This is a genomic window from Pseudalkalibacillus sp. Hm43, assembly GCF_054170705.1.
Genome location: NZ_CM135129.1, coordinates 141444 through 158766, shown reverse-complemented (window position 1 = coordinate 158766; position 17323 = coordinate 141444). Strand labels below are relative to the sequence as shown.

The window sequence follows — 17323 nt, the reverse complement described above, 5'->3', positions numbered from 1 at the left end:
GGAGATTAAAATTCTGCTAGATCACGCATCGCTTTTTCAACTTTATCTGGGTTGATCATGAAGTGTTTTTCCATAGTTGGTGCATAAGGCATTGCCGGTACGTCTGGTCCAGCAAGACGTTGGATTGGTGCATCCAATTCGAATAGGCAGTTCTCTGCAATGATGGCAGAAACTTCACTCACGATGCTTCCTTCTTTGTTGTCTTCTGTTACGAGCAATACTTTACCTGTCTTGGAAGCTGCCTCGATGATCGCTTCTTTATCCAATGGATAAACGGTACGAAGGTCAAGCACGTGTGCAGAATAGCCGTCTTTTTCAAGCTTTTCAGCTGCTTGAAGTGCAAAGTGGACAGCCAATCCGTAAGTGATGACGGTAATGTCTTCACCTTCACGTTTCACATCCGCTTTTCCGATCGGTAGTGTGTAATCGTCTTCCGGAACTTCTCCCTTAATCAGACGGTAAGCACGCTTGTGCTCGAAGAATAAGACAGGATCGTCGTCACGGATTGCCGCTTTCAATAATCCTTTTACATCATAAGGTGTTGAAGGCATGACGATCTTCAAACCTGGTATATTCGCAAAAAGTGCTTCAACGGACTGAGAGTGATAAAGCGCACCGTGAACTCCCCCACCGTATGGCGCACGGATTGTCAACGGGCAGTGCCAATCGTTGTTGGAACGGTAGCGGATTTTCGCTGCTTCCGAAACGATCTGGTTCACTGCAGGCATGATGAAGTCCGCAAATTGCATCTCAGCAACTGGACGCATACCGTACATTGCAGCTCCGATACCAACTCCAGCAATCGCAGATTCTGCGAGTGGTGTATCGATGACACGATCTTCACCGAATTGTTCATGAAGACCTGCAGTGGCACGGAATACTCCGCCTCGCACACCGACGTCTTCTCCAAGTACGAATACTTTGTTGTCACGTTCCATTTCTTCACGTAAAGCTTGGGTTACTGCATCTATATAAGAAATTACTGGCATATGTTCGTCCCCCTATTCCGCATACACGTATTTGAGCGCACTTTCAGCGTCAGCATACGGTGCTTCTTCAGCATAATCCGTCGCTTCGTCCACTTCTTTATCAATGCGTTCAGTGAGTTCTTTCGCCTTTTCTTCCGTTAAAATCCCCATTTCCTCGAGGTATTTCTTGAAAGTGATCAAAGCGTCTTTCTGTTTCGCTTCCTCAACCTCTTCACGCTCACGATAAGCACGGTCGTCATCATCACTGGAGTGAGGAGTCAGACGGTAAGAAACGGTTTCAATCAAGGATGGACCTTCACCACGACGTCCACGGTCAGCCGCTTCTTTCACTGCCTCATAGACTGCAAGTGGGTCGTTTCCATCAACCGTCACACCTGGCATTCCATAACCGATTGCACGGTCGGATACTTTTTCACAAGCCAATTGCTTGGAAACCGGAATAGAGATTGCGTACTTATTGTTTTCACACATGAAGATGACCGGAAGCTTATGTACTCCCGCAAAGTTGGCAGATTCGTGGAAATCACCTTGGTTGGATGAACCTTCACCGAATGTTGTGAACGTCACAAGGTCTTTGCCTTCCATCTTACCTGCTAACGCAATACCGACAGCATGTCCCACTTGTGTTGTAACTGGAGAAGATCCAGTAACAATGCGGTTCTTCTTTTGACCGAAGTGACCTGGCATTTGACGACCGCCAGAGTTCGGATCTTCCGCTTTCGCAAATCCTGAAAGCATCAAGTCACGTGCAGTCATACCGAAGTGAAGAACAACGCCCATATCACGGTAGTATGGAAGGACATAATCCTTTTCTTTATCCAATGCCATCGCAGCACCAACTTGAGCTGCCTCTTGTCCTTGACAAGAGATGACAAATGGAATTTTACCAGCACGGTTCAAGAGCCACATTCTTTCATCGATCTTTCTAGCCATTAACATCGTTTCATACATTTTCAATACATCTTCATCAGATAAACCTAATCTTTCATGACGATTTTCGGCCATCACATTACCCTCCTTAAGAGTCTTCCTTTAGTTATGAATCGCTTTCCCATCAACAGCGAGTGCAGCTTCCCCGATGACTTCTGATAGAGTCGGGTGAGGATGGACAGAGTGAGCGATTTCCCAAGGTGTTGCATCTAATACTTTCGCTAGACCAGCTTCGGAAATCATATCCGTTACATGCGGTCCGATCATATGGACACCTAAAAGGTCATTGGTTTCTTTATCGGCAATCAATTTGACGAAACCATCGGATTGACCGTAAACAAGCGCTTTACCGATTCCTTTGAAAGAGAACTTACCGACTTTCACGTCGTATCCTTGTTCTTTTGCTTCATCTTCTGTCAAACCGACACTTGCCATTTCAGGGTTTGAGTAGATACATTTTGAAATCGTTGTATAATCCATTGGATGTGGATTGTTCTCAGTCATGTGCTCAACAGCTGCAATCCCTTCATGGGACGCAACATGTGCCAATTGCAATCCACCGATGACATCTCCGATTGCATAAATGTGGGAGTCCTTCGTCTGGAAGTATTCGTTTACTTGGATTGCACCTTTTTCCACTTGGATTTCTGTGTTTTGAAGACCGATGTCTTCAACGTTCGGCTGACGTCCAACAGACACGAGCAATTTATCAGCAGAGAAGGATTTTTCTTCTCCTTTATGTTCTGCCTTGATTGTAACGCCTTCACCTTTTTCAAGTGTTTCAGGCAATACTTTCGCGCCAGTGACGATGTTGACACCCTTCTTCTTCAAGATGCGCGTCGCTTCTTTCGAGATTTCCTTGTCTTCTGTCGGTACGATACGATCTGCGTATTCTAAAACCGTTACGTCTAATCCGAAATCGATGAACATGGAAGCCCACTCGATCCCGATGACGCCACCCCCGACGATGATGATGGAAGATGGAAGCTCTTGAAGCTCCAATGCTTCGTCAGAAGTCATCACGAGGTCTCCATCAACTTCAAGTCCAGGCAATGTTCTTGGACGTGAACCTGTAGATACGAGAAGGTTCTTCGGTACGAGGATCACGTTTTCATCTCCGTTGTTGAACTCGACAGAAACGGCTCCTGGCATCGGAGAAAAGATGGATGGTCCTAGAATTCGTCCATGACCTTCGAATACATCGATTTTCCCTTTTTTCATCAGGTGTTGGACACCCTTATGGAGCTGATCGATGATACCTTGTTTACGTTGTTGGACTCTTTCGAAGTTAAGAGCAACGTCTTTCGCGATGACTCCGAATTCTTCACCTTTTTTCGCTGTAGCAAAGACTTCTGCACTTCGAAGTAATGCTTTACTCGGGATACATCCTTTATGTAGGCACGTTCCGCCTAGCTTACCTTTTTCTACAATCGCAACGGATAATCCAAGCTGGGATGCTCGAATCGCTGCTACATATCCGCCTGTTCCTCCACCGAGGATGACGAGATCATAATTCTCAGCCATGATTCATTCCCCTTTCGTTAAATGCTCTGTTTGACTGGTTGATTCGGGTACACTTTCGGCTCTTCTTCGCCGCGTAGGACACGCAGTCCACCTTCAGCAAGAGCTTGTAGTTCATTCTCACCCGGTTGTACGATAACGTCGCTGATCCATTCAATGCGCTCTGTAATCAAGTTCACGAATTCTTTTCCGTAAGCAAGTCCACCCGTCAAAACGATGGCATCGACTTTACCATGTAAAACGGCACTTGCCGCACCGATTTCTTTCGCGACTTGATACGCCATTGCATCATAGACCAACTTCGCTTTCTCATCGCCTTCTTCAATCCGCTTCTCGACTTCAACGGCATCGTTCGTTCCGAGGTAACCAACAAATCCAGCGTTACCAACTAGTTTTTTCATAATTTCCTCAGCATAGTACTCTCCTGAAAAGCACATGGAAACGAGATCTCCAACAGGGACTGTACCTGCTCTTTCCGGTGAAAATGGTCCTTCCCCGTGAAGTCCGTTGTTTACATCGATGACTTTGCCTTGTTCATGAACACCTACTGTGATTCCTCCACCCATGTGGGTCACAATGAGGCGCAACTCTTCATATGGTCTACCCAATTGTTTCGCTACTCTTCGGGCAACCGCCTTTTGATTCAGTGCATGGAAAATACTTTTCCGTTCAATCTCAGGGACACCAGAAACTCGTGCCAGCGGTGCCAATTCGTCAACAACGACAGGGTCTACGATGTATGACGGAATGTTTAACCCCTGGGCAATCTCAAAAGCGATGATTCCACCGAGGTTTGAGGCATGCTCCCCAGAGTATCCCTTTCGGAGGTCTTCGAGCATCATGTCATTGACATCATATGTTCCGCCCTCGATTGGACGAAGGAGGCCACCACGGCCGACGACCGCACTTAATTTAGAAACATTGATACCTTCGTGATCCAATGTTTCCAATATGACATTTTTACGGAACTCATATTGATCGATGATGTGTTCGAAAGCTTTGATTTCTTCGCTGTCGTGTCGAATGGTTTTTTCAAACACGGAGCGTTCATCATCAAATATTCCGATCTTGGTTGATGTGGACCCAGGATTAATTACCAGTAATCGATATTCTCTTTGTTGCAAAACGGAACCCTCCATTGATGACTCTATAATGATTCATTTTTTTCATCTCCACTCCTATGCTCCCCTTAATCTTAGGATTTAACAGGAAGAGCCTAGAAGATAGAGTTTCTTGATACTTTTAAATTATTGACCGAGACGTTGTGATAGGATGTGTCGGTCGTTCAACAAGAATTGGCTTCTAGAGTTCTTGTTGCGCTCAATACGTTCTTCAGCAAGACGGTCCGCAGCTAGATATGTCGGGATGTTGTCTCGCTTGGAGATTTCAAATACACGTGCGATGTTGTCGTAGATCAATTCTACTTTCTTCATTGCGCGGTCATGGTTGTAACCGTTCAATTCATCCGCTACGTTGATGACTCCACCAGCGTTGATGACATAGTCTGGTGCATACGCGATACCCATTTCATGAATTTGGTCACCGTGCTTCGTGTCTTTCAATTGGTTGTTCGCTGCACCTGCGATGACTTTCGCTTTCAATTGTGGAATCGTTTCGTCGTTGATTGTCGCTCCAAGTGCACATGGTGCATAGATGTCGCAATCTACTGAGTAGATGTCTTCTGTATCAACTGCTTTTGCTCCAAATTCGTCTACCGCACGTTGAACCGCTTCTTTATTGATGTCTGTCACGATCAATTGTGCGCCTTCTTCGTGTAGGTGTTTACACATGTTATAAGCAACGTTTCCAACACCTTGTACTGCGATGACTTTTCCTTCTAGCGAATCCGTACCGAATGCTTCCTTCGCTGCAGCTTTCATTCCGCGATATACGCCATAAGCTGTTACAGGAGATGGGTTACCGGAAGAACCGAATGCAGGGGATACACCTGTTACGAATTCAGTTTCCTGACGGATCAGATCCATATCCGCTACTGTCGTACCAACGTCCTCAGCCGTTATGTAGCGACCGTTCAATCCTTGGATGTAACGTCCGAATGCACGGAACATTTCTTCGTTCTTATCCGTACGTGGATCGCCGATGATAACTGTCTTACCGCCACCAAGGTTCAGACCTGCTGCTGCGTTTTTATAAGTCATACCTTTCGCAAGACGAAGTGCATCTTCAATTGCAGCGTCTTCGTTTTCGTATGTCCACATTCTTGTACCACCAAGTGCAGGACCTAATGTTGTATCGTGAATACAGATGATTGCTTTCAATCCAGATTGTTTGTCCTGACAAATCACCAGTTGCTCGTAATCGTATGTCTCCATATACTTGAAAATTTCCATTATAAATTCCTCCTTGGGATAATCAAATCTATCTATTAATGAAGGTCATTAACTTGACCTGTTAAACTGAACGAACGGCAAGTGCAATCGAATGCAGCTTGCTTTCAGCACTGTCAGCACGTGAAGTCAATACGATCGGTGCTTTTGCTCCAGCGATGACAGCTCCTACTTTTGCTTTCGCAAAGTAGATCAATGACTTATAAAGTGCATTTCCAGTTTCAATGTTCGGAACGAGCAGAATGTCTGCTTGTCCAGCAACCTCTCCACCTACACCTTTGTGTGAAGCTGCTTCCATAGAAACGGCATTATCGAGTGCAAGTGGACCATCTACTACACACCCTTTGATTTGGCCGCGTTTGTTCATTTGGCTTAAAGCTGCCGCATCAAGTGTCGCCACCATGTTCGGGTTCACAACCTCTACTGCTGTAATCGGAGCGACTTTCGGTGTGCTGACACCAATCCTTGTCGCTACATCTACCGCGTTTTGAATGATGTCTGCTTTCTGTTGTAGATCGGGCGCGATGTTCATCGCCGCATCCGTGACAAAAATGAGTCGGTCGAAACCGTCCACTTCAAATGCCGCCACATGGGACAACACTTTTCCAGTGCGGAGGCCGTATTCCTTATTCAATACTGCCTTCAGAATCGTGGATGTGGAAACCATTCCTTTCATGAGGACATCTGCATCTCCACTGCTGACGGCTTGGACAGCTTTTGAAGCTGCTTCCTCAGCTGATTGACAATCAACAACCTTCAAATGATCAGAGCCTTCTAGTCCTTCTTCATGAAGAAGGGACTTGATTTTATCTTCGTCTCCAAACAATTGGAAGGATGCCAACTGTTTCCCTAATGCCATTTTGACTGCCTGAATCACTTCATGATCTTCTGCAGCAGCTACAGCAACAGTTTTATTAGGTAACTGGGTTGCTTCTTGGATGATTTGTTCTAATTGCATGACCTATGTTCAACCCCTTCACAAATTTTCTTGTACCCCGCCTATTATTAAATGCAAGATTCATGCCAAGTTTAAAAACGCTGATTTAAAGTCGTTTTTGTCGATTTGTTCCATGCAAATGTTTTCATGGTATGAAATAATTTGCATGCAATGTTATTCAATGTTGTATTTATCAATTTTGTAATATAAATTCCTCAAAGATAACTCAAGGGTTCGTGCTGTTTTCGTTTTATTCCCGTTACATTGAGCTAACGTTGAACGGATTAAGTTCTCCTCGAAATGCTCAACCTGCTCTTGGAGCGATCGGTTATTAATGGGGGTATGGGAAGCTTGATTTTTCACACCTATCTTGGAAGTAAGTGGTGGTATGGAATGAACATCAATCCAAGATTCATGGAAAGAAAGATGGATGATTGCACGCCCTAGCACATTCTCCAATTCCCTTACGTTACCCGGCCAATCATAGCCTTCTAAATAGTTGATCGCAGCCTCTGTTATGCCCTCGATATTCCGCCCGTAATCCTGGTTCAGCTTCTGGATCAGATGGTTGCATAATTTGCCCAGGTCTTCTTTCCGTTCTCTCAGTGGCGGTATGAAGATCGGTAATCGATTGATTCGATAATATAAATCTTCCCTAAACGAACCATCGATTATTCTTTTCTCCAAATTGACATTCGTTGCTGCTATGACCCGGACATTGATCGGGATTGCTTTCGTTCCACCGACACGGATGATTTCGTTTTCTTGCAATACCCTTAATAGCTTGGCTTGTGTATCGCTTGATAATTCCCCGATTTCATCTAAAAATATGCTGCCACCGTTTGCTTCTTCAAAAAGCCCCCGTTTTCCACCTTTACGAGCACCAGAAAAGGCACCTTCTTCATAGCCGAACAATTCGCTTTCCAGAAGGGATTCAGATATGGCAGCGCAATTCACTCGTACGAATTTGTTGTATTTCAGATTGCTGCTGTTATGTATAGCATGAGCGAACAATTCCTTACCCGTACCGGATTCTCCGCGTAATAGCACTGTTGCAGGCGTGGTTGCACCAAGCTTCGCTTGATCGATGGCGAACTGCATTTCCTTCGAGTCGCCGATGATATCCGAGAATGTGTACTTCGCTTCCAATGTACGAATGATTTGTCGTGCTCTTTGCAATTCGGCAGTCAACGACTGGATCTCGGACATGTCGTGGATGACACCGACACTGCCTTTCAACTTTCCATCTACGATGACAGGTGCTACATTTACGATTACATCCCGACGGTTCGGACCGACCTTGAGCCGTACGCCTCGGACAGGTTTCCGAGTTCGGAGCACCCTCATATGCATGCTCTCTCCTTCAGAAATATCCGTCGTTGCCGGTTTTCCGTATATGTCTTCTGATTTCAGACCAGTCAGTCTCGTATAAGCTGGATTGACGATGAGACCTTTCCCCTCTTCATCCACGACCGTAATCGCTTCTTCTGAAGAGTGGATAATCGCTTCCAGCATCGTTTGGACACTTTTCAAGCTTGTCACTTCTTCGGCCATTTCAACGACTTCGGTGATGTCTTTGAAGACCGCAAACGCTCCGATGATTTTTCCGTTATCATCGATCATCGGCGTTCTTGTCGTGATGATTTTTCTGTCGTTGTCCAGCACTTGCTCTTTATTGACTTCTGTCTTTCCAGTATCTAAAATCCGGGGTAATTCACTGTTCGGAATTAGTTCAGTGATTTCTCTTCCGATCGCTGACACGCTTTGGAGACCTGTCATCATTCGTGCACTTTTGTTCATGATGGTGATTTTACGGTTTTGGTCGATTGCAATCATGCCATCGTGAGAGGAGCTTAGCACCAAGTCTTGTTGTCTAGACTGACTTGATAATTGATTGATCAGGTTTTCTTGCTCTTCCATCAGATTGGATATCAATACAGCGACAGATGGAGGAATGATCACCCATTTTCGGTCTTTCACTTCTTGAAGAGATGAAAAAATCTCTTCCTTTCCAGTTGTTTCAATCACGACATCAATCGGTGAATCAATGATCTTTTTCCAATCCGTTGCTGTGCGGATCCCTTTACTTTGAGCAAGCTGAATGGCTGGGGCTTGCTCTTCCGGATCGATCACAGCGACCAATTTGAGCGCATTGGATTTTTCGATCATTTTCACCAATGCCGTACCTACTTTTTGCGCGCCTATAATTATGACATTTTTCATCATCTACACCCTAGTTTTTACCATGCAATATTTTTCACACCTTTCATTTTACCGTTAGTTGGGTCTCTTCGCAAACTTATAGACAGAAATCCCTAAAATAGGTACAATGAAGACCGAGAAAAGGATGATTGAAATGACAAGAATAATGGCACTTCTCATATTAGTAATACCAGGAATCGGTGGAGTCATCGGCATCAAACTGATCAGAGACTCCCTCTTCGGAATCGTTCACTCACCGTTCCCGAATTTTCTTATTGAATTGATCGCAGGAATCCTTTTGTTCATTGTGGGATTCGGATTCGTGGGTGGCTTCATCTTTTACCGTGATCGTAAGAGGAACAATGTTCAACCCAGATTTCGTAAAAAGGGAGGCAATTCATAATGGAGCAATTCAGCGTACCATTTTTCGAGGAAAATTTCCGTGCTTATGCGGAGCAAAACGAGGATGTTTTCAATAAGCAACAAGCGATGAACAGCTATTATGTTTCCATGGTTTCCACGCTCGTGAATGATAACATCAACAAAAATTCAGAGGTCGTCAAACGGATCCGTAATCTGAATACGGCTTATCAGAATGTGCGATCATCATAATTGTAAAAACAAAAAGCATCCTGTCTGGGTAACCCCAGCAAGGATGCTTTATTTTTGTATTCACTTATTTGCTCTTCAGCCTGCTTTATGTTCAATGCGCAGCTTGTCCGCAACCATCGCGATGAACTCTGAGTTCGTCGGCTTTGCTTTCGACATGCTCACTGTGTAGCCGAACAGATTGGAGATCGAGTCGATGTTGCCTCGGCTCCATGCCACTTCAATTGCATGACGGATGGCACGCTCGACACGGGATGCTGTCGTATTGAATTTCTTCGCGATATCAGGATAAAGGACCTTCGTGATTGATCCGAGCAATTCGATGTCGTTGTAAACCATTGTAATCGCTTCGCGTAAGTACATGTAACCTTTAATATGTGCAGGTACTCCGATTTCATGGATGATGCTCGTAATGCTTGCATCCAAATTCTTCGGCTTGTACTCTTTCGTGTAAGAACGAGATGAAGATGTATTTGAAGAAGATTTGACAAATGATTTCTTGGCTCCACTGATCTGACGGATTTGGTTCGTTAAGTTTTCCATATCAAAAGGTTTAAGAATAAAGTATGATGCCCCTAATTCAACTGCTTTCGACGTAACGTCCTCTTGACCAAACGCTGTCAACATGATGACATTCGGTTTCGAACTCAAGTTCAAGTCGTGCATATTCTCAAGAACAGCCAGACCGTCTAAATGTGGCATGATAATATCCAATACAAGAACATCAGGCGTCTCCTCTTCCAAAAGCTCCAGACATTCCTTACCGTTATAAGCGACACCTACAACTTCCATATCATCCTGACTAGAAATATACTCATCAAGAAGCCCCACTAACTCTCTGTTATCATCTGCCAAACACACTTTAATATTTTGCAATTGATGTTCCTCCTCACATCTTTTCTAACCCTTGTATGTAAGATTTCCACATGAATTTCATAATTCCTTTAATTATTTAATATTTTTATCATAAAATATCTCAATCTTTTACATCCTTCATTTTCCTCGAAATTTCGACCTAAATCACAATTTGACATATCGGATTTTCGTGTTCTTTGTCGAATTTTCTTTATATTTATTATATCAGATGTTGTCACAACTTCCGAGACAAAAATAATATGGGGGATTTTTTGGTGAGATTCAGTAGGTCGTGTGGATTCGAGTTGAACTTCTCTTGCGGGGTGCGAATGAGCTTCTCGCTCTACTAGCAACTCCAACATCCCCTCTGCCAATAACAAAAAGGCGAGCTCGTTCAGCTCGCCACCTTGTCGCCATTTCTATTTCGTTCGTATATATTGATGCCTGCTTCGCTCAGCATCCATTCGATGTGCACCCCATATCCGCTTGTCGGATCGTTGACAAATACATGCGTGACTGCACCGATGACTTTTCCATCCTGGATGATTGGGCTTCCACTCATACCTTGCACGATTCCGCCTGTAGCTTCCAGTAGATCCGGATCTGTAATTTTCACGACGAGACCTTTCGTGGCTGGGAATTTCTGTGGCACTGAACTGACGATTTCCACGTCGTACTTTTTGACCTCTTCACCTTTTACAACGGTCAATATTTCAGCTGGTCCTTCTTTCACTTCGTGTGAAAGCTTGATCGGAAGTGCTTTATCCATGATTCCATTTCGCATTGGCTCTTTCAGCTTACCGAAGATACCATATTGCGTGTTCTTGAAAATACTGCCGAGGATCTTTTCACCATCATTAAATCGGGCTAACTTCTCACCTGGTCGTCCGTGCGTCCCCTTTTCAATGGAGGTAACGGTGGATCCAATGATCTGACCATCGTTCACGACAATCGGTTTTTTCGTATCCATATCAGAGATGACATGTCCGAGTGCTCCGTATTTGCCTGAATCAGGGTGGTAGAACGTCATCGTTCCAACGCCTGCTGCAGAATCACGGATGTACAATCCGATACGAAAACTGGAATCCGACTTATCCTTTACAGGAGTTAATTTCTTGTGCAATGTCTGTTTATTACGGATGATCTTCAGATCGAGTGATTGATGGGATTCACCGCTTCGCTTTACGAAAGGACCGATCTCACTCATTTTTTGAATGGATTTACCATTGATTTCTGTGATGATGTCTCCGACTTGGATACCTGCTTTTTCCCCTGGGGACACGTCACCGTTAGACGTTCCGACGAGATGGTGTCCGACCACCAATACTCCGACTGTGTTCAAGCGAACCCCGATATTTTGCCCTCCCGGGATGACTTTGAATTCAGGAAGTACTTTCACATTCATTTTCTTGACAGGTAAATTGGAGACTTGCATGGTAACCTCTGCGTTACCATCTTGATTCGCTTCTATTGAAAAGGATTGAGGATTGTTTTCGATATTACCAATCGACAATATGGATTCTTCTTGATCGGAAGAATGCAGTGTAGCTTTTGGGTGTTTCTGATCTATCGTTAATCTCTCTCCCTGGAACACGGTTATATCAGTTGGGATACTGAGATAGTCCTGAATAGGCTTAATGAAACCCAAGCTTATGAGGAATCCAAGGAGAAGAATGCCGACTAATTGTCTGATTTTCACTCTTTTCATTCAGTCACTCTCCTCATTCCTTACCCTACAACTTTTTTATGGTTGCATTTATAATTTTACCTTTAGAGGATGTTTCTATAACCAAGAGTGAAAAGAAAAAGCTACCCTTAAATGGATAGCTTTTCATGATGTAATTTTTACTTCATCAGCGAATTGAATCATTTCTTTAGCATGTTGCTTTGTCAGGTCAGTAATTTCGACGCCGGAAATCATTCGAGCGATTTCTTTCACCTTTTCTTCAAATGGCAAAGGCTTCACAAGCGTCAACGTTCGATCGCCTTTTACTTTTTTCTGGATATAAAGATGACGGTCTGCCATTGCAGCAACCTGTGGCAAATGCGTGATGCAAAGGACTTGTGAGCCAGCCGACAGCTTCTGGATCTTTTCAGCAATCGCTTGTGCGACTCGACCGCTCACTCCCGTATCAACTTCATCAAAAATGATCGAGGCAACTTCCTGCTCATTCGAGAAGATCGCTTTCAAAGCAAGGATAATCCTCGAGAGCTCTCCACCAGATGCGATTTTGACCAACGGTTTCAAAGGTTCTCCTGGATTGGTGGAAATAAGGAACTCCACATCATCCATACCATTTTTTCCGAATTGAATGTAGTTTCCATCGATTTCAACACCAACAGTCGAAGAACTGCTTGCAGGTTCAAACGATACTTCAAAAGTCGTTTTCGCCATATAAAGATCCTTCAACTCGCGATGGATTTTCTTCTCAAGATCTTTAGCAGCTTTCTTTCTTAGCTTACTCAATTGCTTCGCTTCTAAATACAGATCTTTTCCGATTTCGTTTAACTCATCTTCGTACTTCCGGATGCGATCATCTTTGTTCGTAATCGTATCGAGCTCTTCTTCAATCCGTGAACTGTATTCCAAAATCTCTTCTACAGAATTTCCGTATTTTCGCTTGAGTGTATTGATTTCATGCAAACGATCTTCAATGAACGTCAGCCGCTCTGGATCGAACTCCATCGTATCAACATAATCCCGAAGCTGGTGAGAAGCGTCTTCTAATGCGTAATAAGCATTCGTGACAGTTTCCTGAATCGGTTTCAAGGATTCATCATAATCAGATACATCTTCCAAATGACTCATTGCAAGCCCAAGAACGTCGACGCCTTTTCCCTCACCATACAACGCGCTGTAAGCGTCCTGGACGGACTGGAACAACTTTTCAAAATTACTGAGCCGTTGTTTTTCCTCCATTAATTCTTCATCTTCATTCGGCTGCAGGTTCGCCTTGTCGATTTCCTCAAGCTGATACTGGATCAGATCAATTCGATGCGCCATTTCTTGCTCGTTTTCCGTCAATTGCTTCAACTGTTTTTGTGTATCTATAAATCGTTTATATAATTGCTGATATTCTTGCTTCGTCCGTTTCAAGTCACTTGAGTGGTATTGATCCAACAGGTGCAGGTGTTTATCGCTTTGTAACAGGAATTGATGCTCGTGCTGACCGTGAATATCGATGAGCGATTGACCGATCTCTCGTAAGATCGCCAATGTAACAAGCTTTCCGTTGATACGGCAAATACTTTTGCCAGAGCTCGTAATGTGACGCTTCAGAACGACCATTCCATCTGAAACCTCAATGCCCTGTTCTTGGGTTTTCTGTGTGACCGGATGTGTTTCTGGTATGTAAAAAAGACCTTCGATTTCTGCCCGGTCCGTTTCGTGTCGCACATACTCTGAAGAGCCGCGACCACCGATCAACAAGCCGATCGCATCGATGATGATCGACTTACCTGCGCCAGTTTCACCTGTCAAAACAGTTAAACCTTCTTCAAAGGGAACGGTGACTTGTTCTATAATCGCAAAATTTCGTATGGATAATTCCGCAAGCATAATTTCCCTCCTACAGTACGTTCTATAGCATATCTAAAAATTGTCGTGTGACAAGTGGACTGTCTTCAGGAGAACGACAAATAATCAAAATCGTATCATCACCGCAAATCGTCCCCATGATTTCTTCCCAGTCCAAGTTATCAATCAACGCCCCAACCGCATTCGCGTTTCCTGGTAACGTCTTCATGACGATGAGGTGGTCGGTATGATCGATATTGATGAAGCTGTCCGTCAACGTTCGCTTCAACTTCTGTAAAGGATTGAACCGTTGATCCGCTGGCAGACTATATTTATATCGTCCATCTTGCATCGGAACCTTAACAAGATGCAGTTCTTTAATATCTCGGGAGACTGTCGCTTGCGTGACATTGAATCCAGCATTTTTCAAGCGCTCGACGAGCTCGTCCTGGGTATCGATGTCAAAATTCGTAATGATCTCTCTTATTTTAATATGGCGTTGCCCTTTATTCATCATCGTATCACTCCACAAGGTGCTTTCTACATTTTCACGCGTATATATGCTTATCATAAACGAATCCTGTCTAATTGTACACGTATATGGTGAATAAACATGTATACCGCTGTATATAGAGCTACCCCTTATTACAAGCAAAAAAAGATAACGGATGTGGTTTCCGTTATCTTTCGTCATTTTTATAAGATTCATGTGCTTCCTTCACGACCGATTCCGGCTTTCCGGTCCATATGATGGAAGCCTCCTCATTCAACTGAGGTTTTTCCAAGTGTAAAAGGAACTCGATGTTCCCTTCACCACCTCTTATCGGTGAATGTGTACAATTCAAAATGTTATAGCCTGTTTGGTGACTGAATTCAATGATCTTCTCGAGTACAGACTGGTGAACTTTTTTATCACGAATGATGCCCTTCTTACCGACTTCCTCACGGCCTGCTTCAAATTGTGGTTTCACTAGGGCGATGACTTGTCCGCCGTGAACCAAAATTTCTTTCAGGACAGGTAAAATCAGTTTCAAGGAAATGAAGGATACGTCAATCGTCGCTACCTGTGGAAGACCTTTGTCAAAGTCTTCAGGCTTGGAGTAACGAAAATTGGTCCGTTCCATCACTTTTACGCGTTCATCATTCCGGAGTTTCCAGGCTAGCTGGTTGTAGCCGACATCGAGTGCATAAACGAATTGAACACCATTCTGAAGGGCACAATCGGTGAATCCTCCTGTAGAGGATCCGATGTCGATCATGATCTTCTCATTTACATCAAAATCAAATGATTTCAACGCCTTCTCTAATTTCAAGCCGCCCCGACTGACATAAGGAATCGGATTCCCTTTCAGTTCAATCGGAATTGTAATATCCACTTTCTGACCAGGCTTGTCCATGCGTTCGTGTTCTGAGAAGACAAGCCCTGCCATTATTGCTCGCTTGGCTTTCTCCCTCGTTTCGATCAACCCGCGATCGACGAGGAGAATATCAAGCCGTTCTTTCTTTTTCATAATCAGTAAGCCCTCTGTTGTTTCTTCGGAATCATTTCAAATACGCGTTCCACGACTCCCTCAGGAGTGAGGTTGATTTCTTCAAGAAGCTTAGAGACACTTCCATGCTCGATGAAACGGTCTGGAATACCCATCCGATCGATGACCGCATCATGTATTCCCATGTCATGGACAAACTCAAGTACGGCACTTCCAAATCCACCTTGAAGGATACCTTCCTCCATCGTCAAAATCGGAATTCGCTTCGTGACGAGTTCAGTAATCATACCGTTATCAAGAGGTTTGATCGAACGTGCATTAATGACACTTGCGGAAACGCCTTGCGATTTCAGATGTTCAGCAGCCTGCATAGCGACTGGAATCATTGTCCCGACTGCAAGGATCGCAATGTCTTTTCCTTCTTTCAAAACTTCCCATGTGCCGATTTCAATCTTCTTGAGTTTTTCATCCATCGGAATGCCAAGACCTGTACCTCTTGGGAAACGGACGGCAATCGGTCCAGCGTCATATTCAGTAGCTGTATAAACCATATGCTGCAATTCGTTTTCATCTTTCGGGTTCAAAACGACCATATTCGGTAAGTGTCGCAAGAAAGCGATATCGAATACGCCTTGATGCGTTTCACCATCAGAACCAACCAATCCAGAACGGTCTACAGTGAAAACAACATTCAGGTTCTGTCGGCAAACATCATGAACAAGTTGATCGTATGCCCGTTGGAGGAATGTTGAATAGATGGAAAGCACAGGCTTCATGTCTTGAGTGGCAAGTCCTGCTGCCATCGTTGTTGCATGCTGTTCCGCAATTCCTACGTCATACAAACGATCCGGGAACTCTTCTCCGAATGCTTCTAGTTTCGATCCTACCGTCATTGCTGGTGTGAGAACGACTAGACGCTCATCTTTCCGTGCAACCGTACGTAACGTCTCACTGACCACTTTGCTGTAACTAGGTCCAGCAACAGTAGGCTTGATGAAGTCCCCTGATTCGATTTTATAAGGGCCAGGTCCATGCCATGTACCGATTGCATCGGTTTCAGCAGGCTTGTATCCTTTTCCTTTTTGGGTAAGAACGTGTACGAGGACAGGTCCTTTTGTCTTTTTCGCATATTTGATGTTTTCCGTAAGATCATCAATACTGTGTCCATCTACAGGTCCAAGATATGTGAATCCTAATTCCTCGAAAAAGATTCCGGACACAAGCAAGTACTTCAAGCAATCTTTCAATCGTTCAGCCGTCGAAGCCAATCGGCCTCCTGCAGGCACTTTCTTCAATAACGATTCGAATTCTTCTTTGACGCGTTTGTATTTACCAGCGGTGCGCAGACGTCCCAATACATTGTGTAGCGCACCGACATTCGGCGCGATGGACATTTCATTGTCGTTCAAAATGACAATAAGATCTTTCTGTTCATGTCCGATATGGTTCAATGCTTCAAGCGCCATTCCACCGGTCAACGCGCCATCGCCGATGATTGCAACGACCTCGTCATCCGTCCCTTTCAGATCACGTGCTGTCGCCATACCCATGGCAGCAGAAAGTGAAGTGGAACTGTGTCCTGTCTCCCAGACGTCATGTTCACTTTCAGACATTTTAGGGAATCCACATAGACCTTTGTATTGTTTTAATGTATCGAACTTGTCTGCTCGACCCGTCAAAATTTTGTGTACGTATGCTTGATGTCCTACATCCCAAATGAACTTGTCTTTCGGGCTTTCGAATAATTTATGTAGAACCAACGTTAATTCAACCACGCCTAAATTCGGCCCGAGATGTCCACCTGTTTTTGAAATTTTCTCAATTAAAAAAGTACGGATTTCAGCAGCCAGTTCTTCTAGCTGGTCAACATCCAGTTGTTGTAGAAATTTAGGGTCCTTGATTGATTCCAAATCCATGGAACATCC

Annotated in this window: 15 protein-coding genes; 2 read left to right on the top strand and 13 right to left on the bottom strand. The window is 44.1% G+C overall.

Annotated features, from left to right (window positions below; genetic code table 11):
• Positions 1 to 5 precede the first annotated feature (5 nt).
• From ACXQIQ_RS00795 to ACXQIQ_RS00765, 7 genes are all read right to left on the bottom strand, one after another.
• Positions 6 to 989, bottom strand: a complete 984-nt coding sequence (locus ACXQIQ_RS00795) for an alpha-ketoacid dehydrogenase subunit beta (RefSeq protein WP_439300637.1) — start codon at positions 987 to 989, stop codon at positions 6 to 8.
• Positions 990 to 1001: 12 nt separating this feature from the next.
• Positions 1002 to 1994, bottom strand: a complete 993-nt coding sequence (locus ACXQIQ_RS00790) for a thiamine pyrophosphate-dependent dehydrogenase E1 component subunit alpha (RefSeq protein WP_439300638.1) — start codon at positions 1992 to 1994, stop codon at positions 1002 to 1004.
• Positions 1995 to 2021: 27 nt separating this feature from the next.
• Positions 2022 to 3443 (bottom strand): dihydrolipoyl dehydrogenase, encoded by a 1422-nt coding sequence (lpdA, locus tag ACXQIQ_RS00785; RefSeq protein WP_439300639.1) that lies wholly within the window; start codon positions 3441 to 3443, stop codon positions 2022 to 2024.
• A 17-nt stretch (positions 3444 to 3460) separates the two neighbouring features.
• Positions 3461 to 4579, bottom strand: coding sequence for a butyrate kinase (gene buk, locus ACXQIQ_RS00780; RefSeq protein ID WP_439300640.1), 1119 nt, complete (start codon positions 4577 to 4579; stop codon positions 3461 to 3463).
• Positions 4580 to 4687: 108 nt separating this feature from the next.
• A complete protein-coding gene (bcd, locus tag ACXQIQ_RS00775) occupies positions 4688 to 5791 on the bottom strand; it encodes a branched-chain amino acid dehydrogenase (protein WP_439300641.1) in 1104 nt (367 codons plus the stop codon).
• Positions 5792 to 5852: 61 nt separating this feature from the next.
• Positions 5853 to 6746, bottom strand: coding sequence for a phosphate butyryltransferase (gene yqiS, locus ACXQIQ_RS00770; RefSeq protein ID WP_439300642.1), 894 nt, complete (start codon positions 6744 to 6746; stop codon positions 5853 to 5855).
• Between the two features lie 153 nt (positions 6747 to 6899).
• Positions 6900 to 8948, bottom strand: coding sequence for a sigma 54-interacting transcriptional regulator (locus ACXQIQ_RS00765; RefSeq protein ID WP_439300643.1), 2049 nt, complete (start codon positions 8946 to 8948; stop codon positions 6900 to 6902).
• Positions 8949 to 9081: 133 nt separating this feature from the next.
• On the opposite strand from ACXQIQ_RS00765, the gene ACXQIQ_RS00760 reads away from it, so the two are divergent.
• Together ACXQIQ_RS00760 and yvfG are read left to right on the top strand one after the other, a co-directional pair.
• Positions 9082 to 9330, top strand: a complete 249-nt coding sequence (locus ACXQIQ_RS00760; RefSeq protein WP_439300644.1) for a DUF2627 family protein — start codon at positions 9082 to 9084, stop codon at positions 9328 to 9330.
• Positions 9330 to 9539, top strand: a complete 210-nt coding sequence (gene yvfG, locus ACXQIQ_RS00755; RefSeq protein WP_439300645.1) for a protein YvfG — start codon at positions 9330 to 9332, stop codon at positions 9537 to 9539. The genes ACXQIQ_RS00760 and yvfG overlap by 1 nt, the downstream gene beginning before the upstream one ends.
• 75 nt (positions 9540 to 9614) lie before the next feature.
• On the opposite strand, the gene spo0A is transcribed toward yvfG, so the two are convergent.
• The 6 genes from spo0A to dxs form a co-directional block, all read right to left on the bottom strand.
• Positions 9615 to 10412 (bottom strand): sporulation transcription factor Spo0A, encoded by a 798-nt coding sequence (spo0A, locus tag ACXQIQ_RS00750; protein WP_439300646.1) that lies wholly within the window; start codon positions 10410 to 10412, stop codon positions 9615 to 9617.
• A 373-nt stretch (positions 10413 to 10785) separates the two neighbouring features.
• Positions 10786 to 12099, bottom strand: a complete 1314-nt coding sequence (spoIVB, locus tag ACXQIQ_RS00745) for a SpoIVB peptidase (protein ID WP_439300647.1) — start codon at positions 12097 to 12099, stop codon at positions 10786 to 10788.
• 123 nt (positions 12100 to 12222) lie between these two features.
• The gene (gene recN / locus ACXQIQ_RS00740) at positions 12223 to 13950 is read right to left on the bottom strand and encodes a DNA repair protein RecN (protein ID WP_439300648.1); all 1728 of its coding nucleotides are present in this window, start codon (positions 13948 to 13950) and stop codon (positions 12223 to 12225) included.
• 22 nt (positions 13951 to 13972) lie between these two features.
• Positions 13973 to 14422: a transcriptional regulator AhrC/ArgR gene (gene ahrC, locus ACXQIQ_RS00735; protein WP_439301964.1), complete on the bottom strand. Its 450-nt coding sequence runs from the start codon at positions 14420 to 14422 to the stop codon at positions 13973 to 13975.
• A gap of 166 nt (positions 14423 to 14588) precedes the next feature.
• Positions 14589 to 15422 carry a TlyA family RNA methyltransferase gene (locus ACXQIQ_RS00730; protein ID WP_439301965.1) on the bottom strand — a complete coding sequence of 278 codons (834 nt, stop codon included), beginning with the start codon at positions 15420 to 15422 and terminating at the stop codon, positions 14589 to 14591.
• On the bottom strand, positions 15422 to 17314 hold the full coding sequence (dxs, locus tag ACXQIQ_RS00725) for a 1-deoxy-D-xylulose-5-phosphate synthase (RefSeq protein ID WP_439300649.1): 1893 nt from the start codon (positions 17312 to 17314) through the stop codon (positions 15422 to 15424). The genes ACXQIQ_RS00730 and dxs overlap by 1 nt, the downstream gene beginning before the upstream one ends.
• Positions 17315 to 17323 lie beyond the last annotated feature (9 nt).

Bases quoted from the DNA above. Each gene is read 5' to 3' on its own strand.
- ACXQIQ_RS00795 (WP_439300637.1), bottom strand. From the start codon at position 989: ATGCCAGTAATTTCTTATATAGATGCAGTAACCCAAGCTTTACGTGAA.
- ACXQIQ_RS00790 (WP_439300638.1), bottom strand. From the start codon at position 1,994: ATGGCCGAAAATCGTCATGAAAGATTAGGTTTATCTGATGAAGATGTA.
- lpdA (WP_439300639.1), bottom strand. From the start codon at position 3,443: ATGGCTGAGAATTATGATCTCGTCATCCTCGGTGGAGGAACAGGCGGA.
- buk (WP_439300640.1), bottom strand. From the start codon at position 4,579: ATGGAGGGTTCCGTTTTGCAACAAAGAGAATATCGATTACTGGTAATT.
- bcd (WP_439300641.1), bottom strand. From the start codon at position 5,791: ATGGAAATTTTCAAGTATATGGAGACATACGATTACGAGCAACTGGTG.
- yqiS (WP_439300642.1), bottom strand. From the start codon at position 6,746: ATGCAATTAGAACAAATCATCCAAGAAGCAACCCAGTTACCTAATAAA.
- ACXQIQ_RS00765 (WP_439300643.1), bottom strand. From the start codon at position 8,948: ATGAAAAATGTCATAATTATAGGCGCGCAAAAAGTAGGTACGGCATTG.
- ACXQIQ_RS00760 (WP_439300644.1), top strand. From the start codon at position 9,082: ATGACAAGAATAATGGCACTTCTCATATTAGTAATACCAGGAATCGGT.
- yvfG (WP_439300645.1), top strand. From the start codon at position 9,330: ATGGAGCAATTCAGCGTACCATTTTTCGAGGAAAATTTCCGTGCTTAT.
- spoIVB (WP_439300647.1), bottom strand. From the start codon at position 12,099: ATGAAAAGAGTGAAAATCAGACAATTAGTCGGCATTCTTCTCCTTGGA.
- recN (WP_439300648.1), bottom strand. From the start codon at position 13,950: ATGCTTGCGGAATTATCCATACGAAATTTTGCGATTATAGAACAAGTC.
- ahrC (WP_439301964.1), bottom strand. From the start codon at position 14,422: ATGAATAAAGGGCAACGCCATATTAAAATAAGAGAGATCATTACGAAT.
- dxs (WP_439300649.1), bottom strand. From the start codon at position 17,314: ATGGATTTGGAATCAATCAAGGACCCTAAATTTCTACAACAACTGGAT.